Origin of the sequence: Levilactobacillus namurensis (assembly GCF_032197885.1) — a bacterium.
In the GTDB taxonomy this organism is placed as follows: Bacteria; Bacillota; Bacilli; order Lactobacillales; family Lactobacillaceae; genus Levilactobacillus; species Levilactobacillus namurensis_A.
In genome coordinates this window covers 945,063-967,703 of the sequence record NZ_CP134159.1, presented here as the reverse complement: position 1 = coordinate 967,703, position 22,641 = coordinate 945,063, and the positions used below count along the sequence as shown (strand labels likewise).

19 protein-coding genes and 8 tRNA genes are annotated in these 22,641 nt (G+C 49.7%); 3 read left to right on the top strand and 24 right to left on the bottom strand.

Features of this window, described 5'->3' with window-relative positions:
* Position 1 precedes the first annotated feature (1 nt).
* From rpsC to rpsL, 11 genes are all read right to left on the bottom strand, one after another.
* On the bottom strand, positions 2-658 hold the full coding sequence (gene rpsC, locus RIN67_RS04460; RefSeq protein ID WP_024746873.1) for a 30S ribosomal protein S3: 657 nt from the start codon (positions 656-658) through the stop codon (positions 2-4).
* Positions 659-661: 3 nt separating this feature from the next.
* Positions 662-1,018: a 50S ribosomal protein L22 gene (gene rplV / locus RIN67_RS04455; RefSeq protein ID WP_264999143.1), complete on the bottom strand. Its 357-nt coding sequence runs from the start codon at positions 1,016-1,018 to the stop codon at positions 662-664.
* A gap of 13 nt (positions 1,019-1,031) precedes the next feature.
* Positions 1,032-1,307, bottom strand: a complete 276-nt coding sequence (gene rpsS, locus RIN67_RS04450; protein WP_024746871.1) for a 30S ribosomal protein S19 — start codon at positions 1,305-1,307, stop codon at positions 1,032-1,034.
* 79 nt (positions 1,308-1,386) lie between these two features.
* Positions 1,387-2,235, bottom strand: a complete 849-nt coding sequence (gene rplB / locus RIN67_RS04445) for a 50S ribosomal protein L2 (RefSeq protein WP_024746870.1) — start codon at positions 2,233-2,235, stop codon at positions 1,387-1,389.
* Positions 2,236-2,264: 29 nt separating this feature from the next.
* A complete protein-coding gene (rplW, locus tag RIN67_RS04440; RefSeq protein ID WP_024746869.1) occupies positions 2,265-2,552 on the bottom strand; it encodes a 50S ribosomal protein L23 in 288 nt (95 codons plus the stop codon).
* Positions 2,552-3,175: a 50S ribosomal protein L4 gene (gene rplD, locus RIN67_RS04435; RefSeq protein ID WP_024746868.1), complete on the bottom strand. Its 624-nt coding sequence runs from the start codon at positions 3,173-3,175 to the stop codon at positions 2,552-2,554. The genes rplW and rplD overlap by 1 nt, the downstream gene beginning before the upstream one ends.
* A gap of 21 nt (positions 3,176-3,196) precedes the next feature.
* On the bottom strand, positions 3,197-3,847 hold the full coding sequence (rplC, locus tag RIN67_RS04430) for a 50S ribosomal protein L3 (protein WP_024746867.1): 651 nt from the start codon (positions 3,845-3,847) through the stop codon (positions 3,197-3,199).
* 43 nt (positions 3,848-3,890) lie between these two features.
* Complete coding sequence (rpsJ, locus tag RIN67_RS04425) at positions 3,891-4,199, bottom strand: 30S ribosomal protein S10 (protein ID WP_003638059.1); 309 nt, start codon at positions 4,197-4,199, stop codon at positions 3,891-3,893.
* Positions 4,200-4,755: 556 nt separating this feature from the next.
* Positions 4,756-6,855: an elongation factor G gene (gene fusA / locus RIN67_RS04420; protein WP_107738452.1), complete on the bottom strand. Its 2,100-nt coding sequence runs from the start codon at positions 6,853-6,855 to the stop codon at positions 4,756-4,758.
* A gap of 187 nt (positions 6,856-7,042) precedes the next feature.
* Positions 7,043-7,513 carry a 30S ribosomal protein S7 gene (gene rpsG / locus RIN67_RS04415; protein ID WP_024746865.1) on the bottom strand — a complete coding sequence of 157 codons (471 nt, stop codon included), beginning with the start codon at positions 7,511-7,513 and terminating at the stop codon, positions 7,043-7,045.
* 76 nt (positions 7,514-7,589) lie between these two features.
* Entirely contained in the window at positions 7,590-8,003 is a 414-nt protein-coding gene (gene rpsL, locus RIN67_RS04410) for a 30S ribosomal protein S12 (protein ID WP_024746864.1), read from the bottom strand.
* Positions 8,004-8,278: 275 nt separating this feature from the next.
* Between rpsL and RIN67_RS04405 the strand changes: the two genes are divergently transcribed.
* The 3 genes from RIN67_RS04405 (at position 8,279) to RIN67_RS04395 (ending at position 10,044) form a co-directional block, all read left to right on the top strand.
* Positions 8,279-8,950 (top strand): prepilin peptidase, encoded by a 672-nt coding sequence (locus tag RIN67_RS04405; protein ID WP_264999142.1) that lies wholly within the window; start codon positions 8,279-8,281, stop codon positions 8,948-8,950.
* A gap of 103 nt (positions 8,951-9,053) precedes the next feature.
* Positions 9,054-9,407 (top strand): PadR family transcriptional regulator, encoded by a 354-nt coding sequence (locus tag RIN67_RS04400; protein WP_264999141.1) that lies wholly within the window; start codon positions 9,054-9,056, stop codon positions 9,405-9,407.
* Positions 9,379-10,044, top strand: coding sequence for a DUF1129 domain-containing protein (locus RIN67_RS04395; protein ID WP_264999140.1), 666 nt, complete (start codon positions 9,379-9,381; stop codon positions 10,042-10,044). Before RIN67_RS04400 ends, RIN67_RS04395 begins: the two co-directional genes overlap by 29 nt.
* Positions 10,045-10,148: 104 nt before the next feature.
* Here RIN67_RS04395 and rpoC read toward each other — a convergent pair whose 3' ends face one another.
* From rpoC to RIN67_RS04330, 13 genes are all read right to left on the bottom strand, one after another.
* A complete protein-coding gene (rpoC, locus tag RIN67_RS04390; protein ID WP_264999139.1) occupies positions 10,149-13,796 on the bottom strand; it encodes a DNA-directed RNA polymerase subunit beta' in 3,648 nt (1,215 codons plus the stop codon).
* 21 nt (positions 13,797-13,817) lie between these two features.
* Positions 13,818-17,441, bottom strand: a complete 3,624-nt coding sequence (rpoB, locus tag RIN67_RS04385; RefSeq protein ID WP_264999138.1) for a DNA-directed RNA polymerase subunit beta — start codon at positions 17,439-17,441, stop codon at positions 13,818-13,820.
* A 235-nt stretch (positions 17,442-17,676) separates the two neighbouring features.
* Entirely contained in the window at positions 17,677-18,282 is a 606-nt protein-coding gene (locus tag RIN67_RS04380) for a TetR/AcrR family transcriptional regulator (protein ID WP_264999137.1), read from the bottom strand.
* A gap of 133 nt (positions 18,283-18,415) precedes the next feature.
* On the bottom strand, positions 18,416-20,902 hold the full coding sequence (locus RIN67_RS04375) for an ATP-dependent Clp protease ATP-binding subunit (RefSeq protein ID WP_264999136.1): 2,487 nt from the start codon (positions 20,900-20,902) through the stop codon (positions 18,416-18,418).
* Positions 20,903-20,919: 17 nt separating this feature from the next.
* Positions 20,920-21,387 (bottom strand): CtsR family transcriptional regulator, encoded by a 468-nt coding sequence (locus tag RIN67_RS04370; RefSeq protein WP_024746856.1) that lies wholly within the window; start codon positions 21,385-21,387, stop codon positions 20,920-20,922.
* Between the two features lie 341 nt (positions 21,388-21,728).
* Positions 21,729-21,802: transfer RNA gene (locus RIN67_RS04365), tRNA-Pro, on the bottom strand.
* A gap of 47 nt (positions 21,803-21,849) precedes the next feature.
* Positions 21,850-21,923: transfer RNA gene (locus tag RIN67_RS04360), tRNA-Pro, on the bottom strand.
* Positions 21,924-21,955: 32 nt separating this feature from the next.
* Positions 21,956-22,029: transfer RNA gene (locus tag RIN67_RS04355), tRNA-Arg, on the bottom strand.
* A gap of 22 nt (positions 22,030-22,051) precedes the next feature.
* Positions 22,052-22,137, bottom strand: a tRNA-Leu gene (locus tag RIN67_RS04350).
* Between the two features lie 12 nt (positions 22,138-22,149).
* A tRNA-Gly gene (locus RIN67_RS04345) sits at positions 22,150-22,221 on the bottom strand.
* Between the two features lie 25 nt (positions 22,222-22,246).
* Positions 22,247-22,319, bottom strand: a tRNA-Thr gene (locus RIN67_RS04340).
* Positions 22,320-22,354: 35 nt separating this feature from the next.
* Positions 22,355-22,436: transfer RNA gene (locus tag RIN67_RS04335), tRNA-Leu, on the bottom strand.
* Between the two features lie 36 nt (positions 22,437-22,472).
* Positions 22,473-22,545: transfer RNA gene (locus RIN67_RS04330), tRNA-Val, on the bottom strand.
* Between the last annotated feature and the right edge of the window lie 96 nt (positions 22,546-22,641).

Sequence of the window (22,641 nt, the reverse complement as noted above, 5' to 3'; positions counted from 1 at the left end):
TTTATTTCCCTCCTTGTCCGTTATTTTTCTTAGCAGGGAGAACTTCACCACGGTAGATCCAGGTCTTAACACCTAAGGAACCGTAAGTCGTGTGAGCTTCTACCCATGCGTAGTCGATGTCGGCCCGCAACGTGTGCAGAGGAACCGTACCGTCAGCATAGCTTTCGACACGGGACATATCAGCACCGTTCAACCGACCAGAAACTTGCGTCTTGATACCCTTGGCACCAGAGCGCATCGTCCGTTGCATCGTTTGACGCATTGCCCGACGGAAAGCAACCCGGCCTTCCAATTGACGTGCAATGTTTTCGCCGACCAACTTAGCATCTAAGTCTGGCTTCTTGATTTCCACAATGTTGATGTGAACTCGCTTGCCAGTTAAGCTGTTAAGTTCTTTCCGTAAGTTTTCAACTTCGGAACCACCCTTACCAATAACCATCCCTGGCTTGGCAGTGTGGATTGAGATGTTAACACGGTTCGCAGCCCGTTCAATCTCAACAGTTGAAACTGAAGCATCTTCAAGACGCTTTTCGATGAATTTACGGATTTGAAGGTCTTCTCGTAAGTAAGCAGCAAAATCTTTTTCAGCATACCACTTTGCTTCCCAGTCACGAATGATACCGACCCGTAATCCGGTTGGATTTACTTTTTGACCCACGCGTTATCCCTCCTCTTTTTCAGATACAACAACCGTAATGTGACTCGTACGCTTGTTGATTGGTGAAGCGGAACCCTTGGCACGAGGACGGAACCGCTTGAGGGTTGGTCCTTCGTTAACGTAAGCTTCGCTAACAACTAAATCTTGACGATCTAAGTCAAAATTGTTTTCTGCATTTGCAATTGCAGAGTTTAATACCTCAGCCACAACCGGTGAAGCACCACGCGGTGTGAACTTTAAGATAGCCAATGCTTCAGCGACGCTCTTACCGCGAATAAGGTCGATAACCAGACGGACCTTGCGTGCAGCAATCCGAACCGTCTTAGCAGTCGCTTGTGCTGATGTAACTTGTTCAGCCATTAGTTATTCCTCCTTATCGTGTCTTTTTGTCGTCGCCACCATGGCCACGGAACGTCCGCGTTGGGACAAATTCGCCAAGCTTATGGCCTACCATGTCTTCTTGGATGTAAACTGGGACATGCTTCCGTCCGTCATAAACAGCAATGGTGTAACCAATGAAGCTAGGGAAAATAGTAGACCGGCGGGACCAGGTCTTAATAACGGCCTTCTTGTCTTGATCCTTCTGTGCATCAATCTTCTTCAGCAAATGCGCATCGGCGAAAGGTCCCTTTTTTAAACTACGACCCATTTATGAAACCTCCTCTACTTGTGGCGCATCGTTTCTCACGATGATCACCAGGTCTCGAATCATCTGAACAAGCGGATGATTACATCTTAGAACCCTTACGACGACGAACGATAAATTTGTCAGTCTGGTTCTTCTTCTTACGCGTCTTCTTACCAACGGTCTTCTTACCCCATGGGGACAGAGGAGATGGTAAACCAACAGGCGCTTTACCTTCACCACCACCATGTGGGTGATCGTTAGGGTTCATAACAGAACCACGAACGTGAGGACGTTGACCAGCCCAACGAGTCCGGCCGGCTTTACCAACGTTAACCAGTTCATGTTCTTCGTTACCTACGGCACCAATCGTTGCCCGGTTAACGTTTAAGATCATCCGAACTTCACCGGAAGATAAACGAACCAAGACGTACTTGTCATCGTTTGCCTTACCTAAAAGTTGTGCGGAAGTCCCAGCGGAGCGAACCAGTTGGCCACCCTTACCTGGCTTCAATTCGATGTTGTGAATCACAGTCCCGAATGGGATGTTCTTCAATGGCAACGTGTTCCCAACCTTGATATCAGCATCGGGACCAGATTGTACTTGGTCGCCAACCTTTAAGCCCTTAGGAGCAATGATGTAAGACTTAACACCATCGGCGTAAACTAATAATGCAATGTTGGCAGTCCGGTTAGGATCGTATTCGATAGCCTTAACCGTTGCTGGAACATCATCCTTAATCCGCTTAAAGTCGATGATCCGGTATTGGCGCTTGTTACCACCGCCACGGTGACGTACGGTCATATGACCGGCGTTGTTCCGCCCTGCGGTGTGGCTTTGTGAATCAAGCAATGATTTTTCAGGAGTCGTCTTAGTGATGACGTCTTTGTAAACCAAGCTCGTCATGTTACGACGACCATTGCTTGTTGGTTTGTACTTCTTAATCGCCACGTTATTTCCCTCCTATATTTATCAGATTGTTATTCTTCGTTGAATAACTTGATTTCTTTTGAGTCGGCAGATAAGCTGACAATGGCCTTACGACGCTTCTTAGTGTAGCCTTCGTAACGTCCTTGACGCTTCTTCTTACCCTTTAAATTCATGATGTTAACTTTAACAACCTTCACGTCGAAGATTTCTTCGATAGCGTGCTTGACTTGCGTCTTGGTTGCCCGTACGTCAACGTCGAACGTGTAACGCTTGTCATCCATCGTTGCCATTGAGGCTTCGGTGATAACAGGACGTAAGATAATGTCACGTGCTTCCATTATGCGAGCACCTCCTCTACTTGAGAAAGGGCTGGTTGGGTAATCACTAACTTATCGGCATCAACGACGTCCAGGACATTCAAGCTCTTGGCTGGAATAACCTTGACGTTCGCCAAGTTCCGGGCTGCTAATGCGGCCGTAACGTTGTCGTCTTCAAGAACGACTAACGTCTTCGTCGTGACATTCAAACCAGCCAACACAGCAGCGAATTCCTTCGTCTTAGGTGCATCGAATGCTAAGCCGTCAACAACGACTAAACCTTCGTCCAAGACCTTTTGGGAAAGCGCGGACTTGATAGCTAAGCGACCGACCTTCTTAGGAAGACGGTAACTGTAGGAACGAGGGGTAGGGCCAAAGACCACACCACCACCGACCCATTGTGGGGAACGGATGGAACCTTGACGGGCCCGACCAGTACCCTTTTGACGCCATGGCTTCTTACCACCACCGCGGACAGCACTCCGGTTTTTAACGGCGTGAGTTCCTTGGCGCATGGAAGCCCGTTGCATCAAGATCGTATCGAACACAACGTTTTCGTTAGGTTCAATACCAAAGATATCGGCATTCAAAGTGACGTCGCCGTTTTGGCTACCGTCTTGTTTGTATAATGCTACGCTTGTCATTTAATTATCCTCCCTTCCGATTTATTTTTCAGATTGCTTAGGACGTGGTGGGCGAACAGCACTCTTAACAACAACGAGTGACTTGTTAGCACCAGGCACGTTACCCTTGATCAGCAGAACGTTGTTGTCAACGTCGGCCTTAACGATTTGCAGGTTTTGAATGGTAACTTGCTTGTTACCCATCCGACCTGGGAGCTTCTTACCAGGGAATACCCGGTTGATGATGGCACCCAGAGAACCTGGACGACGGTGGTAACGAGAACCATGGGCCATAGGGCCACGGCTTTGACCGTCTTTATGAATGTTACCTTGGTATCCATGACCTTTAGTGACACCAGTGACATCCACGATGTCGCCTGCTGCGAAGACATCTACCTTGACTTCATCAGCCACCTTGTAATCTCCCAGCTCAACATCTCTGAATTCACGAATGAAGCGCTTAGGAGTCGTGTTTGCTTTTGCTACATGACCTTGTTCGGGCTTGTTGCTAAGTACTTCACGCTTGTCTTGGTAACCAAGTTGGATGGCTTCGTAACCGTCGTTTTCCATCGTCTTAACTTGCAACACAACGTTTGGCGTTGCTTCGACAACAGTAACGGGGATTAATTCGCCAGCATCAGTGAAGACTTGCGTCATCCCGACCTTTTTCCCTAAGATTCCTTTTGTGGTCATGAGTACACCTCCGATTTAATGTTTTATAGTTGGTACACTAGAATTATAACTTGATTTCGATATCCACACCGCTAGGCAGGTCAAGCTTCATTAATGAGTCGACCGTCTTAGGCGTTGGGTTAACGATATCAATCAGACGCTTGTGCGTCCGCATTTCGAATTGTTCACGCGAGTCCTTGAACTTGTGTGGTGAACGTAAAACCGTGTAGATCGTCCGTTCAGTTGGCAATGGAATTGGGCCTGAAATAGTAGCACCAGTTCTCTTTGCCGTTTCAACGATCTTGTCTGCGGATTGGTCCAGGATACGATGTTCGTATGCCTTTAACCGGATCCGAATCTTTTGTTTTGCCATTGTGTTCCCTCCTTCGTCTATTTTAAAAATAAGACTAACTCCGTGTGAATTCCCGCCACGTCCTCATGGCAAAGCGGCCGGGCGTGTCGCAATCTCCCACATCATCGCTTAAACTTTTGAGCCGTCACCAGAAGTGCAAAAAACACCCCTGAAAATCAGCACTTAACTATCATACTAAATAAAACGCCGTATGACAAGGGTTTTCGCTGAATTTCCTAAAACTTCTTAGCCAGTACCCGGTTAATTCCCGTGCGCCGAATAAAAATTCTTATTACAAACTCGCGTATTAGAATACCGCGGAATGGGCACCCCTGTCAATTATTTTGATACTTTATTTTAGTAAGTAACTAACTGCTCCCCCGCTATTTCCCCTCAACCGACGGCTAAACCAGCTCCACGCGGAAGTCTTCACATATATAATAGTAGAACTCGTCCTAATCTAGAACCCCCAAATGAGGCTTATCCCTTGATACCAGTAGCTTGGCCCCCGCGCCTTACGCCACAAAAAAACGCGCCGCTATCGCTAGCAGCGCGTTTTTTGAAGTTTTCGATCAGACTAGTCTTCGACTGGAGTCCCACCGTTCTTCTTGATAATGTCAGCTTGAACACTCTTAGGCGTTGGTTCGTAGTGGTCGAACGTCATCGTAAACGTCCCACGACCTTGCGAAGCAGACCGTAAAGTCGTAGCGTAACCGAACATTTCGGCAAGTGGCACGAATGAGTGAATCATTTGTGCGTTCCCACGAGCTTCCATACCTTCGACCTTACCACGACGTGCGGTAACTTGGCCCATGATATCACCCATGTATTCTTCAGGAACTTGGATATCAACCTTCATGATTGGTTCCAAGATCACTGGGCCGGCACTCTTAACGGCATTCCGTAAAGCCAAGGAAGCGGCAACCTTGAAGGCTGCTTCACTAGAATCGACTTCGTGGTAACTACCATCGTAGAGCTTAGCCTTAACATCAACTAATGGGTAACCAGCTAAGACACCATTGGCCATCGCTTCTTGTAACCCTTGGTCAACTGAAGGAATGAATTCACGAGGAACAACCCCACCAACGATGGCGTCTTCGAATTCGTAACCCTTACCACGTTCGTTAGGGGTAAATTCAATCCATACGTCACCATATTGACCTTTACCACCAGATTGACGAACGAACTTACCTTGGACCTTAGTTGACTTCGTGAAGGCTTCACGGTAGGCAACTTGAGGCGCACCGATGTTGGCTTCGACCTTGAATTCACGCTTCATCCGGTCAATGATGATGTCCAAGTGAAGTTCACCCATTCCGGCAATCAGAGTTTCACCAGTTTCAGGGTTAGTTTCCGCCTTGAAAGTTGGGTCTTCTTCAGAAAGCTTTTGAAGGGCCGTGTTCATCTTATCTTGGTCAGCCTTAGTCTTAGGTTCAACGGCAACTTGGATAACTGGATCTGGGAAGTCCATGGATTCCAAGTGCAGTGGGTGATCCGTAGCCGTCAAAGAGTCACCAGTCGTGGTGTTCTTCAAACCAATGGCACCGGCGATATCCCCGGAGAAGACTTCTGGGATTTCTTGACGGTGATTGGAGTGCATTTGCAGCAGACGTCCAACCCGTTCACGCTTGTCCTTAGTTGCGTTCAAGACGTAAGAACCGGCTTCCAAAGTACCAGAGTAAACCCGGATGTAAGTCAAACGACCAACGAATGGGTCAGTAGCCACCTTGAAGGCCAAAGCAGCGAACGGTGCGTCATCATCGGCACGTAATTCAACCGCTTCATCGGTATCCGGAACAGTCGCGTTGTATGGCTTAACATCCAATGGAGATGGTAAGTAGTCCACAACGGCGTCCATTAACATTTGAACACCCTTATCCTTGAAGGCAGAACCGGCGAAGACTGGGAACATTTCCAGCTTCAACGTTGCCCGACGGATAGCAGCCTTTAATTCTTCCTTGGAGATTTCTTCACCTTCAAGGTACTTTTCCATGATTTCGTCATCGACGTCAGCAACGGCTTCGATGATTCCTTCATGGCGCTTTTCAGCTTCGTCCTTCATGTCGGCAGGAATCTCAACCGTGTCCCACTTGGAACCCAGGTCGTCCATGTCGTAGACGTAAGCCTTCATTTCGATTAAGTCAACGACACCACTGAAGTCATCTTCGGCACCGATTGGCATTTGTAACGCAACCGCGTTAGCGTCCAAACGTTCGTGTAATGACTTAACAGAGAAATCAAAGTTGGCACCCAACTTATCCATCTTGTTAACGAACACGATACGTGGAACGTCGAAGTCGGAAGCTTGACGCCAAACCGTTTCGGTTTGAGGTTCAACCCCGGCTTGGGCATCCAGAACGGCTACGGCACCATCAAGGACACGCAGGGAACGTTCAACTTCGACAGTGAAGTCAACGTGTCCTGGGGTATCGATGATGTTAATCCGGTGTTCCTTCCATTCCGCAGTAGTTGCGGCGGAAGTAATCGTAATTCCCCGTTCTTGTTCTTGTTCCATCCAGTCCATTTGTGAAGCCCCATCATGGGTTTCACCAATCTTGTGGATCTTACCAGTATAATACAGGATACGCTCAGTAGTCGTCGTCTTACCGGCATCGATGTGGGCCATGATACCAATGTTACGCGTCTTCTCAAGCGGAAATTCACGAGTATTAGCCATGATTAATGTGTAACTCCTCTCAATTTGATCGTCGATTTAACAAAAGGTGACTACCATCATCACGCGGATTAAGTAGCCACCTCTAATTAAAGGATTGCTCCTTTAAACTAGAGACGTGAACGCTGCAACAGTGTTCCGCCCTAGTATTTTAGCACACTGGGCAACCAGCAGCTTAAAAACTGCCTGATTACCAGCGGTAGTGTGCGAAGGCACGGTTGGCATCTGCCATCCGGTGCGTATCTTCACGCTTCTTAACTGCCGCACCAGTGTTGTTAGCAGCATCCATGATTTCACGAGCAAGCCGTTCAACCATAGTGTGTTCCCCACGTAAACGTGAGTATTGCACGATCCAACGTAAACCTAACGTGGTCCGACGGTCTGGCCGAACTTCGATAGGAACTTGGTAGTTAGACCCACCAACACGGCGTGCCTTAACTTCCAAGACTGGCATAACGTTCTTCATTGCTTCTTCAAACGTTTCAACTGGATCGTTACCAGTTTCGTTCTTAATGATGTCAAATGCACCATAAATGATCTTCGTAGAAGTTCCACGTTTCCCATCCATCATCGTGTGGTTAATCAAACGAGTAACCAACTTTGAGTTGTAGATTGGATCAGGAAGGACTTCACGCTTTTGTACGTTTCCTTTTCTAGGCATAGTTCAAATATCCTCCTTGAAGTTACTTATGCTGAATAGCTGACGGAAACCGTGCGGCTATTCGTTCGTTTCTTTTTTAGTCCTTAGGCTTCTTAGTACCGTACTTGGAACGGCCTTGACGACGGTCGGTCACACCGGCAGTATCAAGCGCACCACGGATGATGTGGTAACGAACCCCAGGTAAATCCTTTACCCGGCCCCCACGGATTAAGACAACACTATGCTCTTGCAAGTTGTGGCCAATCCCTGGGATGTAAGCAGTCACTTCAATTAAGTTGGACAAACGTACACGCGCGTATTTCCGTAAGGCTGAGTTAGGCTTCTTTGGCGTCATCGTACCAACACGAGTAGCCACGCCCCGCTTTTGAGGAGCTGGATTCTTAACTTGGACCTTCTTGAAACTGTTATACCCGTAGTTTAAAGCTGGGGCATCTGATTTTGAACTATTAGATTTACGACCTTTACGCACCAATTGGTTGATAGTAGGCATCTAACTAGTCCTCCTTCCTTTTACTTTCTAGAATTTAAGTCCACACATCCAGGTGGTTCATTTTTTCTTAAAGAAAAAAGCCACCGAGATGGGTGTCAATTGAAGTGTCCTCCCCGCCGTCCAGTCAGCATGTCTGGTAAGAATACCCGAGACCTGTCTGCGAAAAGCACCTTGAATAGAATACCATGGTCCCCGCAACGTGTCAACTCACGGCCCGGGTCTTTTCCACAATATTTCCCCCGCCATTTCCGGAATTAACCCTTGAGGTGATCAAATTGCAAGTCTTACTCTTTCTCTACGGAAGTTGCTGGGGGTCTTTCCTGGCAGTGGTGACCAGTCGTCACCGTCACGCCGAATCTATCCTGTGGCCGGCTTCCCATTGTGACACCTGCCACACCCCGCTCCGCTACTGGCAACTCATCCCCATCCTAAGCTACCTGTTGGTTCACGGTCGCTGTACCCAGTGTACCACGACGATTCCCCCCGAAACCTTCTTGATGGAAATCGGCTGTGGACTACTGGCAATGACCGTTACCGACAGTTCCCAAGTCAGCGCCTACCTCTTAGTCACCCTGTGGCTCGCCGCCGCTGGGTGTGACCTAGCGACCCTGACGTTCCCTGGCTGGATCGGTTGGGGCAGTTTGCTCTTAAGTGGCTGGCACTTAACCATCCCCTTACAACTACTGGGACTCCTTGGATTTTGGTTAATTCAGCAGCTCTATCATCACTGGCCGTCCCTTCCCCTAGGAAACGGCGACGCGGAACTCCTCTGGTGTTACAGCCTCAGTCACTCACTTAACGCCAGCGCCGCCTGGTTACTGACTGCCTGTACAGCGGCCCTCGTCACAGCCTCGCGGACACCGCACCAGCCCATCGCGTTCGTTCCCTACTTAACGGGCAGTGCCCTCTTTTGGTGGCTATGGTCCACCCTGATAGCCGCTCCTTGACCCCGCTTGGGGACCTACCGCACACTAGGTAGTTTTACAACATAGTTAATTTTTGATACACTCGAGATAAGCCCTAATTAGCTGTGCAAAGGAGGTCCGACGCGTGAAACAGAGTCAACTCATCAAAGGCGTTCTTGAGGGCTGCGTCTTAGCCATCATTTCTCAAGGCGAAACCTATGGGTACCAATTGATGCAAGCCTTGCACCATCATGGGTTCCCCTCCCTAGTTGGCGGGACCCTTTACCCGTTACTCGCCAAGCTCGAAAAAGGCGGCGACATCGTAAGTGTCAAGAAACCATCACCAGACGGTCCGGCCCGTAAATACTACACGTTAACGCCGCAAGGCAAAGAGACGTTCCAGACTTTTCAACATCAGTGGTCGCAACTCAGCGGTCACGTTAATCAACTCATAGACGAGGTGCATTCCCATGACGAAACCCCAGGCCACCCTGGATGAAATTAACCGTTTAACTGAACAATTGGCCCCTGCCGACCAAGCCTACTTCACTGACTTGCAACTTTACCTGTCGACTGCGGGATTATTTTACGACGAAGCCCAACTCAACGATCAGTTGCTTAGCATGCTCTTAGACTTACGGGAAGCTAACCAGCATGGTCAAAGTGCCCAAGCCTTTTTTGGCAACGACCCGCAAACCATGGGCAATCATCTCATTCAACAGTTCCCGCAACCTAAGCTTCGGGATCAACTGGGGCTATTCAGCCTATTGGTGGGCATCTCCTGGCTATTTCAGATCTTATCTAGTCCCCAAACAGCTGATGGTTTGTCACTGAACCTAGTGGCTTTTATCCTGGTCCCCCTCCTCGAGATTGGTGCAATTATCCTGATTATCTGTATCCTTCACACCAGTATCTATCCCAATAACCATCATCAATGGTGGCCCTACCTGCTAACCGGTCTCATTGTCACGATTACCATCAGCCTAATCGTCATCTTGAATTCGTGGGTTACCGTTGGCTGGACCTTCCTCATCCCCAGTCCCTGGCACACCATTTTGTTAGTCGTCATGGCCATTGGGGCCACCGGCTACTTGCTAAGAGCTCTACTACACCGTTGGCGTCACCACCAAACTTAAGTCACTTGCCCGTTCGGTCACATCACGAGTCTCTGACTACTAAAAAAGCAGGTCCATCCCGTTAAGGATGGACCTGCTTTTTGGCCATCATCAGTATTACCTGACTAAGCTTGGGAGTCTTCTTGCATTTGCTTTTCGAGATCGCTGATTGAGTAAACGCCCTCGGTAGAAGCACTGCCGACTTCCTTGGGTTTGATCTGTCGGTAATCTGGCATCCCAGTTCCGGCAGGAATAATCTTCCCAATGATAACATTTTCCTTCAGACCAACTAATGGGTCGTTCTTGCCGCGGATAGCCGCGTCGGTCAGAACCCGAGTCGTTTCTTGGAAGGAAGCGGCGGATAAGAAACTGTTGGTTTCCAAAGCCGCCTTGGTAATCCCTAAGATTACCGGACGAGCGGTCGCAGCAATTCCACCAGAAATCAACGTCTGGTAGTTAGCGCGCCGGAAGTCTTGGATATCCATCAGGGTACCTGGTAAGACATCGGTGTCACCTGGATCCATGATCCGGACCTTACGAAGCATCTGCCGAACCATGATTTCCACGTGCTTATCACTGATGGCCACACCTTGCATCCGGTAGACCCGTTGCACTTCACCTAAGATATAGGTTTCCGTCGACAACACGTCACGAACCCGGAGCAATTCCTTAGGATCAACAGACCCGTAGTTCAACGCAGCCCCACGGTGAATGAAGTCACCTTCAGTGACCCGCATCCGTGCCGTGATTGGCAACGTGTAACTCCGCGTATCTGCTTCACCCTTGATGGTGATTTCCTTAGTCCGTTCAGCAGGGTTTTCCTCAATGGATTCAACCGTACCCGTAACTTCGGTAATCTCAGCTTTACCTTTAGGGTTCCGAGATTCAAATAATTCTTGAACCCGGGGAAGCCCTTGGGTGATATCTTCGTTCCCGGCAACACCACCGGTATGGAAGTTCCGCATGGTCAGTTGCGTCCCAGGTTCACCGATAGATTGCGCGGCAACCGTTCCGACAGCTTCCCCAACTTCAACTTCGTCACCAGTAGCCATGTTCCGGCCGTAACAATGTTCACAAACCCCATGTTCCGTGTTGCAAGTGAAGGCTGAACGAATCGTCACTTCTTGAACGCCGGCATCGACGATCTTTTGGGCGGTATCTTCAACGATCATTTGGTTCTTCGGCACAATGACTTCGCCAGTCTTAGGATCGTAAACGGACTTTTGCGTGTAACGACCCAAAATCCGGTCGTACAGTGGTTCGATCATTTCGTTACCATCAGTGATGGCCCGAATCTTCAAACCACGGTCAGTACCACAGTCCTTTTCACGAATAATCACATCTTGCGCAACATCGACCAGCCGCCGAGTCAGGTAACCTGAGTTGGCGGTCTTCAGGGCCGTATCGGTCATCCCTTTACGAGCACCGTGGGTCGAAATGAACATTTCCATAACCGTCAGGCCTTCACGGAAGTTCGACGTGATTGGCAGTTCCATGATTTCCCCGTTAGGAGCAGCCATCAAACCACGCATCCCGGCTAATTGCGTAAAGTTAGAAATGTTCCCCCGGGCACCAGAATCACTCATCATAAAGATAGGGTTCTGTTGCTCGAAACTGTGAATCAAGGCGTTTTGAATGTCGTCCTTGGCATCGTTCCAAATCCCGATGACCCGTTCGTAACGTTCATGGTCGGTAATCAACCCACGCCGGAATTGCTTAGTAACCGTCTTGACCTTCTTGTGGGCCTCGTCGATGATCACTGGCTTTTCCTTCAAGTCGGTCACGTCGGAAATTCCGACCGTTAACCCAGACTTGGTGGATTCGTCATACCCTAAGTCCTTGATCCGGTCCAACAACTTAGACGTTGCCGTCACTTTGTATTGTTGGTAGACTGCCGCAATAATGTCACTCAAGAAGCCCTTCTTGAACGGCCCAATCAAGTCAGCATTTTGTAGGTAGTCATGAATGTCTTCCCCTGGTTCCAGGAAGTACTTGTCCGGCACGTAGCCGTTCAAGTTCGTGTTCGTTGGTTCGTTCAAGTATGGGAACGACTTCGGCAGGATGTTGTTAAAGATCAACTTCCCGACCGTGGTCACCATGATCTTGTGCCGTTGTTCGTCGGTAAATGGCTTGTCCGGCATTGAGGCTACTTGGACCCCAACCCGCGTGTGCCAGTGAACTAACCCATTCCGGTAAGCCAGCGTCGCTTCGTTCAAATCAGTGAAGATCATGCCTTCACCTTCACGACCGGCTTCTTCCATCGTCAGGTAGTAGTTCCCGATAACCATATCTTGAGAAGGCGCAACAACTGGTTTCCCAGAAGCAGGTGCCAAGATATGGTGAGCCGCCAGCATCAGCAACCGTGCTTCAGCTTGGGCTTCATCGGATAACGGCACGTGGATGGCCATTTGGTCCCCATCGAAATCGGCGTTGTACGCTTCACATGCCAGTGGGTGCAGCCGCATGGCTTTCCCACTAACCAATACGGGTTCAAATGCTTGAATCCCTAAACGGTGCAGCGTAGGTGCCCGGTTCAACAGAACAGGGTGTTCCTTGATCACATCTTCCAAGACGTTAAACACGTCATCTTCCTCACGGTCGATTTGGCGCTTAGCGTTCTTGATGTTAGAAGCCAATCCTCGAGCAACCAATTCCTTCATAATGAATGGCCGGAATAATTCCAGTGCCATTGGAACTGGCAGACCCATCTGGTTGAACTTCAACGATGGACCAACATCGATAACGGAACGTCCAGAGTAGTCAACCCGCTTACCCAGTAAGTTTTGACGGAACCGTCCTTGCTTACCTTTCAGCATGTGTGACAGGGACTTCAGTGGCCGGTTACCAGGACCAGCCACTGGACGACCCCGCCGCCCATTATCGATCAACGCATCAACGGCTTCTTGGAGCATCCGCTTTTCGTTTTGCACGATGATACCAGGTGCATTTAAATCAAGCAATCGCTTGAGCCGGCTGTTCCGGTTGATGACCCGCCGATACAGGTCGTTTAAGTCGGACGTTGCAAAACGTCCCCCTTCCAACTGGACCATCGGCCGCAAGTCAGGTGGAATAACCGGAATCGCATCCATGACCATCCATTCCGGACGGTTACCCGATGTGACGAAGGCTTCCAAGATGTCCAAACGCCGAACGGCACGCGTCCGCTTTTGACCAGTGGCTTCCTTCAGCTCTTCCTTTAATTCCTTAACTTCCTTATCCAAATCAACCGCCATCAACAATTTCTTGATAGCTTCGGCACCCATTTCAGCCTTGAAGGCCTTGGAGCCGTATTCGGCAACCTTGTCCCGGTAATCCCGTTCGGACAGTAATTGCTTACGTTCCAGCGCGGTATCACCTGGGTCCAAGACAACGTAGGAAGCAAAGTAAATGATTTCTTCCAACGCCCGTGGACTCATGTCGAGGACCAAGCCCATCCGACTTGGAATCCCCTTGAAGTACCAGATGTGGGTAACTGGGGCAGCCAGTTCGATGTGGCCCATCCGCTCACGGCGGACCTTCGAACGGGTAACTTCAACCCCACAACGGTCACAAACGACACCCTTGTAACGGATCCGTTTGTACTTCCCACAAGCACATTCCCAGTCCTTGGTAGGACCGAAGATGCGTTCGTCGAATAAACCGTCTTTTTCCGGCTTCAACGTCCGGTAGTTGATGGTTTCTGGCTTTTTAACTTCACCGTAAGACCAGCTGCGGATCTTGTCTGGTGAGGCGAGTCCGATTTGCATACTTTCGAACTTATTGACATCGACCAAAGAAGCGACCTCCCTTATGAATTAATCTTGCGTATTCGGTTGACTTTCATTGTGACTGGCAGTCGGCGCAGTCTTAGAATCCTTCGCATCAGTTGCCTGTGCTTGGGCCTTCCGTTGTTCTTCTTGCTGTTGCGCATACTTGCTCAACGCATCAACGTTGACCACGTCATCGTCGTCATCATCCATGTCACGTAATTCGATTTCTTCGTTATTACCGTTCAAGACCTTCATGTCCAGTCCTAAGGATTGTAATTCCTTGACCAACACACGGAAGGATTCAGGAACACCAGGCTTTGGAATTGGATCGCCCTTCACGATAGCTTCGTACGTCTTAACCCGTCCAACAACATCATCGGACTTGTACGTTAAGATTTCTTGCAACGTGTAAGCAGCCCCATAAGCTTCCAAGGCCCAAACTTCCATTTCACCAAACCGTTGGCCCCCAAATTGCGCTTTCCCACCAAGTGGTTGTTGCGTAACTAAGGAGTAAGGTCCAATGGAACGGGCGTGCATCTTGTCGTCGACCATGTGGGCCAACTTCAAGTAGTTCATGACACCCACAGCGACCCGCTTATCAAACGGTTCACCGGTCCGGCCATCGTATAAGACCGTCTTGGCATCAGAGGCCATCCCAGCTTCCTTAACGGCGTCCCAGATATCAGAATCTTGGGCCCCATCGAAGACTGGCGTTGCCATGTGAATGCCTAACTTCCGTGCGGCCATCCCCAAGTGGAGTTCGAGCACTTGCCCGATGTTCATCCGGGATGGCACACCCATTGGACTCAACATGATATCAATTGGGGTGCCATCTGGCATGTACGGCATGTCTTCTTCAGGAATCACGACGGAAACCGTCCCTTTGTTCCCATGACGACCGGACATCTTGTCCCCAACTTGGATCTTCCGCTTTTGCGCGATGTAGACCCGAACCATCATGTTGACACCTGGTGATAATTCATCACCGTTTTCACGGGTGAAGATCTTAACGTCTTGGATGATCCCGCCACCACCGTGGGGAACCTTTAAGGACGTATCCCGAACTTCACGCGCTTTTTCACCAAAGATGGCGTGTAACAGCCGTTCTTCGGCTGAAAGTTCCGTAACACCCTTAGGCGTTACCTTTCCAACTAAGATGTCGCCGTCTTGAACTTCGGCACCGACCCGGATAATCCCGTCTTCGTCCAAGTTCTTCAAGGCGTCTTCACCAACGTTAGGAATTTCACGCGTCATTTCTTCCGGTCCAAGCTTAGTGTCTCGGGCTTCGGATTCGTATTCTTCAATATGAATTGACGTGTAGACATCATCGCGAACCAACCGTTCGTTGATGGCGATGGCATCTTCGAAGTTGTACCCTTGCCAAGTCATGAAGGCGACTAATGGGTTTTGCCCTAAGGCTAATTCCCCATTTTCCATGGAAGGACCATCAGCTAAGACCTCATCGTTGTCAACTTTGTCGCCGACTTTAACGATTGGCCGTTGGTTGTAGTTCTTCCCACCGTTAGACCGGCGGAACTTCATTAACTTGTAAGTGTCCAGGGCACCGTCGTCCCGCCGAACGCGAATCTCACGCGCATCGACGTATTCGACAGTCCCGTCATGTTGACTGATCAAAGCGACCCCAGAGTCATGGGCAGCCTTGTATTCAATCCCAGTCCCAATCAATGGTGCGTGTGGGTTCAGCAATGGCACAGCTTGCCGTTGCATGTTGGCCCCCATCAGCGCCCGGTTGGAGTCATCGTTTTCCAAGAAAGGAATACATGCCGTCGCCACCGCAACAACTTGCTTAGGCGAAACGTCCATGTAGTCGATGCGTTCCGCTGACGTTTCGATGTTTTCAGACTTCGCACGGGCCATAATCGTGTCCGTTGCGAAGGAGCCATCGTCGTTCAGCGGCGTGTTGGCTTGAGCCACCACGTAGTTATCTTCTTCGTCAGCCGTCAGGTAATCGATCTTGTCGGTAACCTTGTGCGTGTCCCATGAGACCCGCCGGTATGGCGTTTCGATGAACCCGTACTTGTTGACCCGCGCATAACTGGACAGACTGTTGATCAGCCCGATGTTAGGACCTTCAGGCGTTTCAATTGGGCACATCCGACCGTAGTGGGTGTAGTGCACGTCCCGGACTTCATAACCGGCCCGGTCACGCGTCAACCCACCAGGTCCCAAGGCGGACAAACGACGCTTATGCGTCAATTCACCCAATGGGTTGGTTTGGTCCATGAATTGAGACAGTTGTGAGGACCCAAAGAATTCCTTGATTGAAGCGACCACTGGCCGAATGTTGATCAATTGTTGTGGCGTTACCGTCGCAGCATCTTGAATCGACATCCGTTCCCGAACGACCCGTTCCATCCGGGATAACCCGATTCGGAATTGGTTTTGCAGGAGTTCACCCACGGAACGAATCCGCCGGTTACCCAAGTGGTCAATGTCATCCGTGGTCCCAATGCCAATCTGTAGGTCGAAGAAGTAGTTCATCGAAGCAATGATATCTGCTGGACGAATGTGCTTCAACTTCAAATCGATATTGCCGTTCCCGATAACCGGAACTTCTTGTTCAGGATCATCTGGTGATTGAACCTTAATGATTTGTAATTTCAGTGGTTCCGTAACGACCGCTTCATCAGATGGTTGGAAAGTTACCATCTTAAAGTCGTCGCGGTCCAGGTAAGGTGCCAAGTTCTTCATGACATCCTTGTCGACCGTGGTCCCCTTTTGAACGATCACTTCACCCGTGTCAGGGTCAGCTAACGTTTCCGCTAAGGTCAGACCTAATAAACGCGTCTTTAAGCTCAGCTTCTTGTTGGTCTTATAACGACCAACCGGAGCCATGTCGTAACGCTTAGGGTCAAAGAACCGTGCCGTCAGTAAGCTCCGTGAAGAGTCTGCCGTCTTAGGTTCACCTGGACGCAACCGTTCGTAGATGTCCTTCAAGGATTCTTCGACCCGTGAGTCGTCAGTATTCTTGTGGATATCCTTTTCCAACGTCGCCATCAGGCTTTCGTTGTCTCCTAAGATGTCCAAGATCTCATCATCAGAACCGAACCCTAAGGCCCGAACCAATTCGGTCATTGGAATCTTCCGCGTCCGGTCAATCCGCACGTAGGAAATGTTCTTCGCGTCGGTTTCAAATTCCAACCAAGCACCCCGGTTAGGAATGACCGTTGCACCAAAAATGGTCCGGCCATTCTTATCGGTATCTTCATTGAAGTAAACCCCTGGCGAACGAACTAATTGGGAAACAATTACCCGTTCCGCCCCATTAATAATGAACGTACCTTGGTGCGTCATTAATGGGAAGTCGCCGAAGAAGACATCTTGTGACTTGATTTCGCCTGTTTCGTGGTTCGTTAGACGTAATGTGACGTGTAGCGGTGCTGAATAGTTGGCGTCATGTTCCCGCGCTTCATCCACCGTATATTTAGGTTCTAATAATTGATAATCAACAAACTCTAACGAAAGGTTTCCTTGAAAATCCTCGATTGGCATGATGTCATCGAACATATCACGTAACCCTTCATCGAGGAACCAATTATAGGAATTGGTTTGAATCTCGATCAAGTTCGGTAAGTCTAGAACTTCCTTGATCCGTGAATAGCTACGACGTGTACGGTGTTTCCCGTATTTCACTAAGTGTCCTGCCAAGTTGTTCACCTCTCCTATTTATTCTGTGACTGGCCTAACCAAATATTACATTTTGATTACAAATGATTTTTTACTTGGTTTTTTGGCAAAAAAAATCCAAAAACAAATCATTATTTGCTTTTGGCTTCTTATAATGGATGATGCCGGACAATAGATTGGCTCAACCAATTTCAGTTCACAGTTGCATACAAATGATATAGTACTAAAAATGACTCGACTTGTCAATGACTAACGCTTACTTTTTAACCGCAATTCCGTACAAAATTAACTGCAAGAGCGTCACGACTTGTTGATGTTGCGAAGCTTCTGCCGGGCCAACGTGGTGAAAGTTGTTAAACAACGGACTCAAACTGGTCAAATAAAACGACGCTGCCTCTTGAGCATCCAGTTCTGGTCGCAGGGTCACCAATCCCTGGTCAAAGAACGCTGCTAAGGGCCGCATATAATCGGTCATAAACAGGCCACCAAGTTGGTGCCGGTTATCCGGTTGCAAGAACCGGAAGCTCCCGTGGAGGACCGTGAAGACGTCTCGTGGATGCACCGTCAGCAGGACTTCCGTTACAGCCGCCAGTGCTTCGACCGGATCAGTCTGTTCACCGGCCTTGACCTGAGCAGTCACCTGATCGATTCCCTGCTGGGCTTCGGCACCAACTTCCGCTACTACGGCCAAGAAAATGGCTTCCTTATCACTAAAATGATGGTACAAAGCGGGTTGCGTGATGCCCACCTGACGTGCGATCTCACGCGTTGAGGTCGCTTGATACCCCAACGTCAAGAACTGTTGCCGGGCTGCCGCAAGAATCGCCGTATGGGTCTGGGTCAGCTGCTCTTTTCTCTTCATCCTGTTTGAGTCCTTTCCTATGAAAACTGTTGCTAGTGTACCACAGTTTAGGACCCCTCTCAACGCAAAACCACGCGCCAATCCCGCTAACTCGAGATTGACGCGTGGTGTTCTCTATACCGCTATTAACCGTTTAGTGGTTCGTCACTGGTTTAGGAGTCGCGGTCGGCTTTACGTTGACCGTGATCTTTCCCCGGGTGGCCCCAATGGTCACTTGATCATTGGTCTTAATGTCCCCCGATAGGAGCGACTCACTCAATTGATCTTCGACCTGGGTCTGGAGCGCACGCCGCAATGGCCGGGCTCCATACTCTGGGTCATACCCATCCTTAGCGATGGCATCGATAGCCGCCGGTGTGAACTTCAACTTGATGTCTTGTTCCGCGACCCGCTGCACGATCTTCTGAGCCATCAACTTGACGATTTGATGCAGTTCCGGCTTCTTCAAGGCGTGGAAGATCACCGTTTCGTCGATCCGGTTCAAGAATTCTGGTCGGAAGGATTGCTTTAACGTCTGCCGAATGGTATCCGCCATCGCGTGGTAATTATCGGCCATGTCGGTAGCCCCGAACCCAACGGTCTTCTCATCCCGTAGCTTGGTAGCCCCCAAGTTCGACGTCATAATCAAAATCGTGTTCCGGAAATCAATCCGCCGCCCCTTGGAGTCGGTCAGGTACCCGTCGTCTAAGACCTGCAACAGGAGGTTGAAGACATCTGGGTGGGCCTTTTCGACTTCATCGAACAGGACCACGGAGTATGGCTTCTGCCGTACCTTTTCCGTTAACTGTCCGCCTTCGTCGTAGCCCACGTAGCCTGGCGCCGATCCGATCAAACGACTGGTTGAATACTTTTCCATGTACTCACTCATGTCGACCCGGATCATGTTGTCTTCGGAACCAAACATCGCTGCGGCTAACGCCTTGGCCAGTTCCGTCTTCCCGACCCCGGTCGGACCTAAGAACATAAACGACCCAATCGGCCGGTTCGGATCCTTCAAACCGGAACGGGCACGCCGAATTGCTCGTGCCACCGCCGAAACGGCTTCATCCTGACCAATGACCCGCTGGTGTAAAATCTTTTCCAAGTTGACCAACCGGTCAGCATCGGTCTGCTTGAGTTGCGTCAACGGCACACCGGTCCATTCAGCGACGACCTGCGCCACATCTTCCCCCGTTACATTCAGGGTATAATGCTTAGGCTCATCTGGTTGCGTCGCCGCCTTGGCTTCTCTAGCCGCAATTTTCTCACGTAATGCGATCTCTTGCGTCCGCAACTGGGCGGCCTTCTCAAAGTCTTGTTGTTCGATTGCCGTGTCTTTATCACTCGCCAGTTGGGTCAACTCCGCCGCTTGTTTCGACGCCGTCGTTGGCTTATCCATCTGGTCAATGCGGACCTTAGCCGCCGCTTCGTCCATCAAGTCGATGGCCTTATCAGGCAGGAATCGGTCGCTAATGTAACGTACGGACAACTTCACGGCTTGGTCCAAGGCCTCATCCGTGATGTTCACGTGATGGTGGTCCTGATACCGTGGTCGTAAGCCCTTCAAGATCTGTAAGGCTTCAGCTGACGTTGGTTCGTTAACTTGGACCGTTGCAAACCGCCGTTCCAACGCTGCGTCAGATTCAATATACTTCTGATATTCGTCTAACGTCGTCGCCCCGATTGTTTGCAGCTCACCCCGAGCCAAAGCTGGTTTCAGGATGTTCGAGGCATCAATGGCCCCTTCGGCACCACCAGCCCCAATCAAGGTGTGCAATTCATCGATGAAGAGGATGACGTGACCATCGTTATAGATTTCTTCAATCACCTTTTTCAGGCGATCTTCGAATTCACCACGGTACTTGGTCCCGGCAACTAATGACCCCATATCGAGCATCATCAGCCGCTTCTGCTGCATATCTTCCGGCACGTCTCCCGCAACGATCCGTTGGGCCAAGCCCTCGGCGATCGCCGTTTTCCCGACACCAGGTTCCCCAATCAAAACGGGGTTGTTCTTGGTCCGGCGACTCAGGATCTGGATGACCCGCTTAACTTCCTTATCGCGTCCGACTGTGGGATCCATCCGGCCTTCCTTAGCAGCCTGGGTCAAGTCCCGGGCTAAGGAATCCAAGGTCGGCGTTCCGCCTTGAGCGGCCGCCCGCCGAGAACGGCTATCATTCCGCCGCTTAGGCGTATCGGCAATCCCTAGCTTCCGCAAAACGACTTTGCGGGCACTGGTCAAATCAACGTTTAAGTTCTTTAAAATCCGGGATGACAGAATCGTCTCGTCACTCAACAGGGCTAACAACAAGTGTTCCGTCCCAATCTTAGTAGCACCCAAGCGCTTGGCTTCGTCTCCAGCCATCGCTAGCATGGCCTTGGCCTTGGGCGAATAAGGTAAGTAACTGTCTTGGTCCGTGCTGGCTAAGGTGCCATACCCCGTAAAGCGTTCAATTTCTTCACGAACATCGTCGTCCGTCACTGAAAACTGCTGTAAGACCTTGTTGGCGATCCCGTTCTTTTCAATGGTGAGGGCTAGCAGCAGGTGTTCAGTACCCACCGCCTGATGCTTAAAATACTTGGCCTGTTCCTGTGCGAGAACGAGTACGCTCTTAGCACTGGGTGTAAATAGGTTATCCATTGCAACTCCTCACTTTCTTAACTCTCGTAACGTAGGTGGTCGAGGATTGAGATTAATACCCGCGCACGGATGCGTTCATCCACCTCGCGGCTCCCGGTATTAATAGCACTTTTATCAATCGCCGCCAACATAATGTTGGCCTCTCGCCGATTGATTGAGCCCGCTTCAAACAAGCTCCGGACAATTGCTAACCCGTCATGGCGCGTAATCTGATCACCCACGGCCGTCACTAGTGAATCAATGAAGTCTAGATTATCCAGTAATTTAACCTTCTCGATTCGAATGTAGCCACCGCCGCCCCGTTTACTACGTACCACGTACCCGTCCTGGATCGTAAAACGCGTCTTAATCACGTAGTTGATCTGGGAGGGAACAACGTTAAATTGGTTCGCAATTTCTGAGCGCCGAATCTCAACCTCCTGGGAATCAGCCAGGATCTGCTTGAGGTAAGCTTCAATAATATCCGAAATATTTTGATTCTCCATTATCGTCACCCCTTTGCGCAGTTTTCTTGACTAATATTGACTAATATTATACGAACTTCCAGTAGAAAAGCAATTGATTCGTCTTTCCGGCAGTCGTTCGTCGAGCTCCTTGCTTCTAAAGCCCTACTTATATAGTAGCTTCTTTTGGGCCAAGATGATAGGAAAGCGCCTAATTTGCAGGGGCTAGTCTCGCCTATCAGCCTAACGATCAGTGGGGACGACTTCAAAGCAGCAACTGAAAGCTCTGGTAATCCATGATACCAAAAAAGGTCCCGGCTTCCAAACGATTCGATGGAAAGCCAGGACCCACTTAAGTTTATATTGGTTTAAGGTCTAAAAAATCGGGAAGACAAGATTTGAACTTGCGACCCCCACGTCCCGAACGTGGTGCTCTACCAAGCTGAGCTACTTCCCGATAACAAAACCTGTATTTATCATAATGCAACGACTCACACGAGTCAATCGGGAAGACAGGATTCGAACCTGCGACCCCCTGGTCCCAAACCAGGTGCTCTACCAAGCTGAGCTACTTCCCGATAAGTCCTTAGGTAAACCTAAGCAACAAAAATGCACCCAGTAGGAGTCGAACCTACAACCTTCTGATTCGTAGTCAGACACTCTATCCAATTGCGCTATGGGTGCAAATAATAACTATTCAGTTAAATGCCGAGGACCGGGATCGAACCGGTACGGTCATCACTGACCGCAGGATTTTAAGTCCTGTGCGTCTGCCAATTCCGCCACCCCGGCAAAGGGTGTTAAAGCGGAAGACGGGATTCGAACCCGCGACCCCCACCATGGCAAGGTGATGTTCTACCACTGAACTACTTCCGCATTGGCTATTAAATTAATGGTGCCATGCCGACTAGAGGATTCGAACCTCCGACCTCCTCATTACTAGTGAGATGCTCTGCCAACTGAGCTAAGTCGGCAAAATATTAAGGAACATATTTTGCTGTAATCCTAATGCAGGTGAAGGGACTCGAACCCCCACGTCATAAGACACTAGAACCTAAATCTAGCGCGTCTGCCAGTTCCGCCACACCTGCGTAGTGACGATGGTTCCACAGGAACCGGAGTCCCGATGGAGGATACAGGGCTCGAACCTGTGACCCTCTGCTTGTAAGGCAGACGCTCTCCCAACTGAGCTAATCCTCCATAACGTTCAATCGAATTAATCAATAACTCGTTTGAAACAACTATTATAATTTACCATGTCGCGTGAAGCTTGTCAACAACTTTTTTGAAATCTTT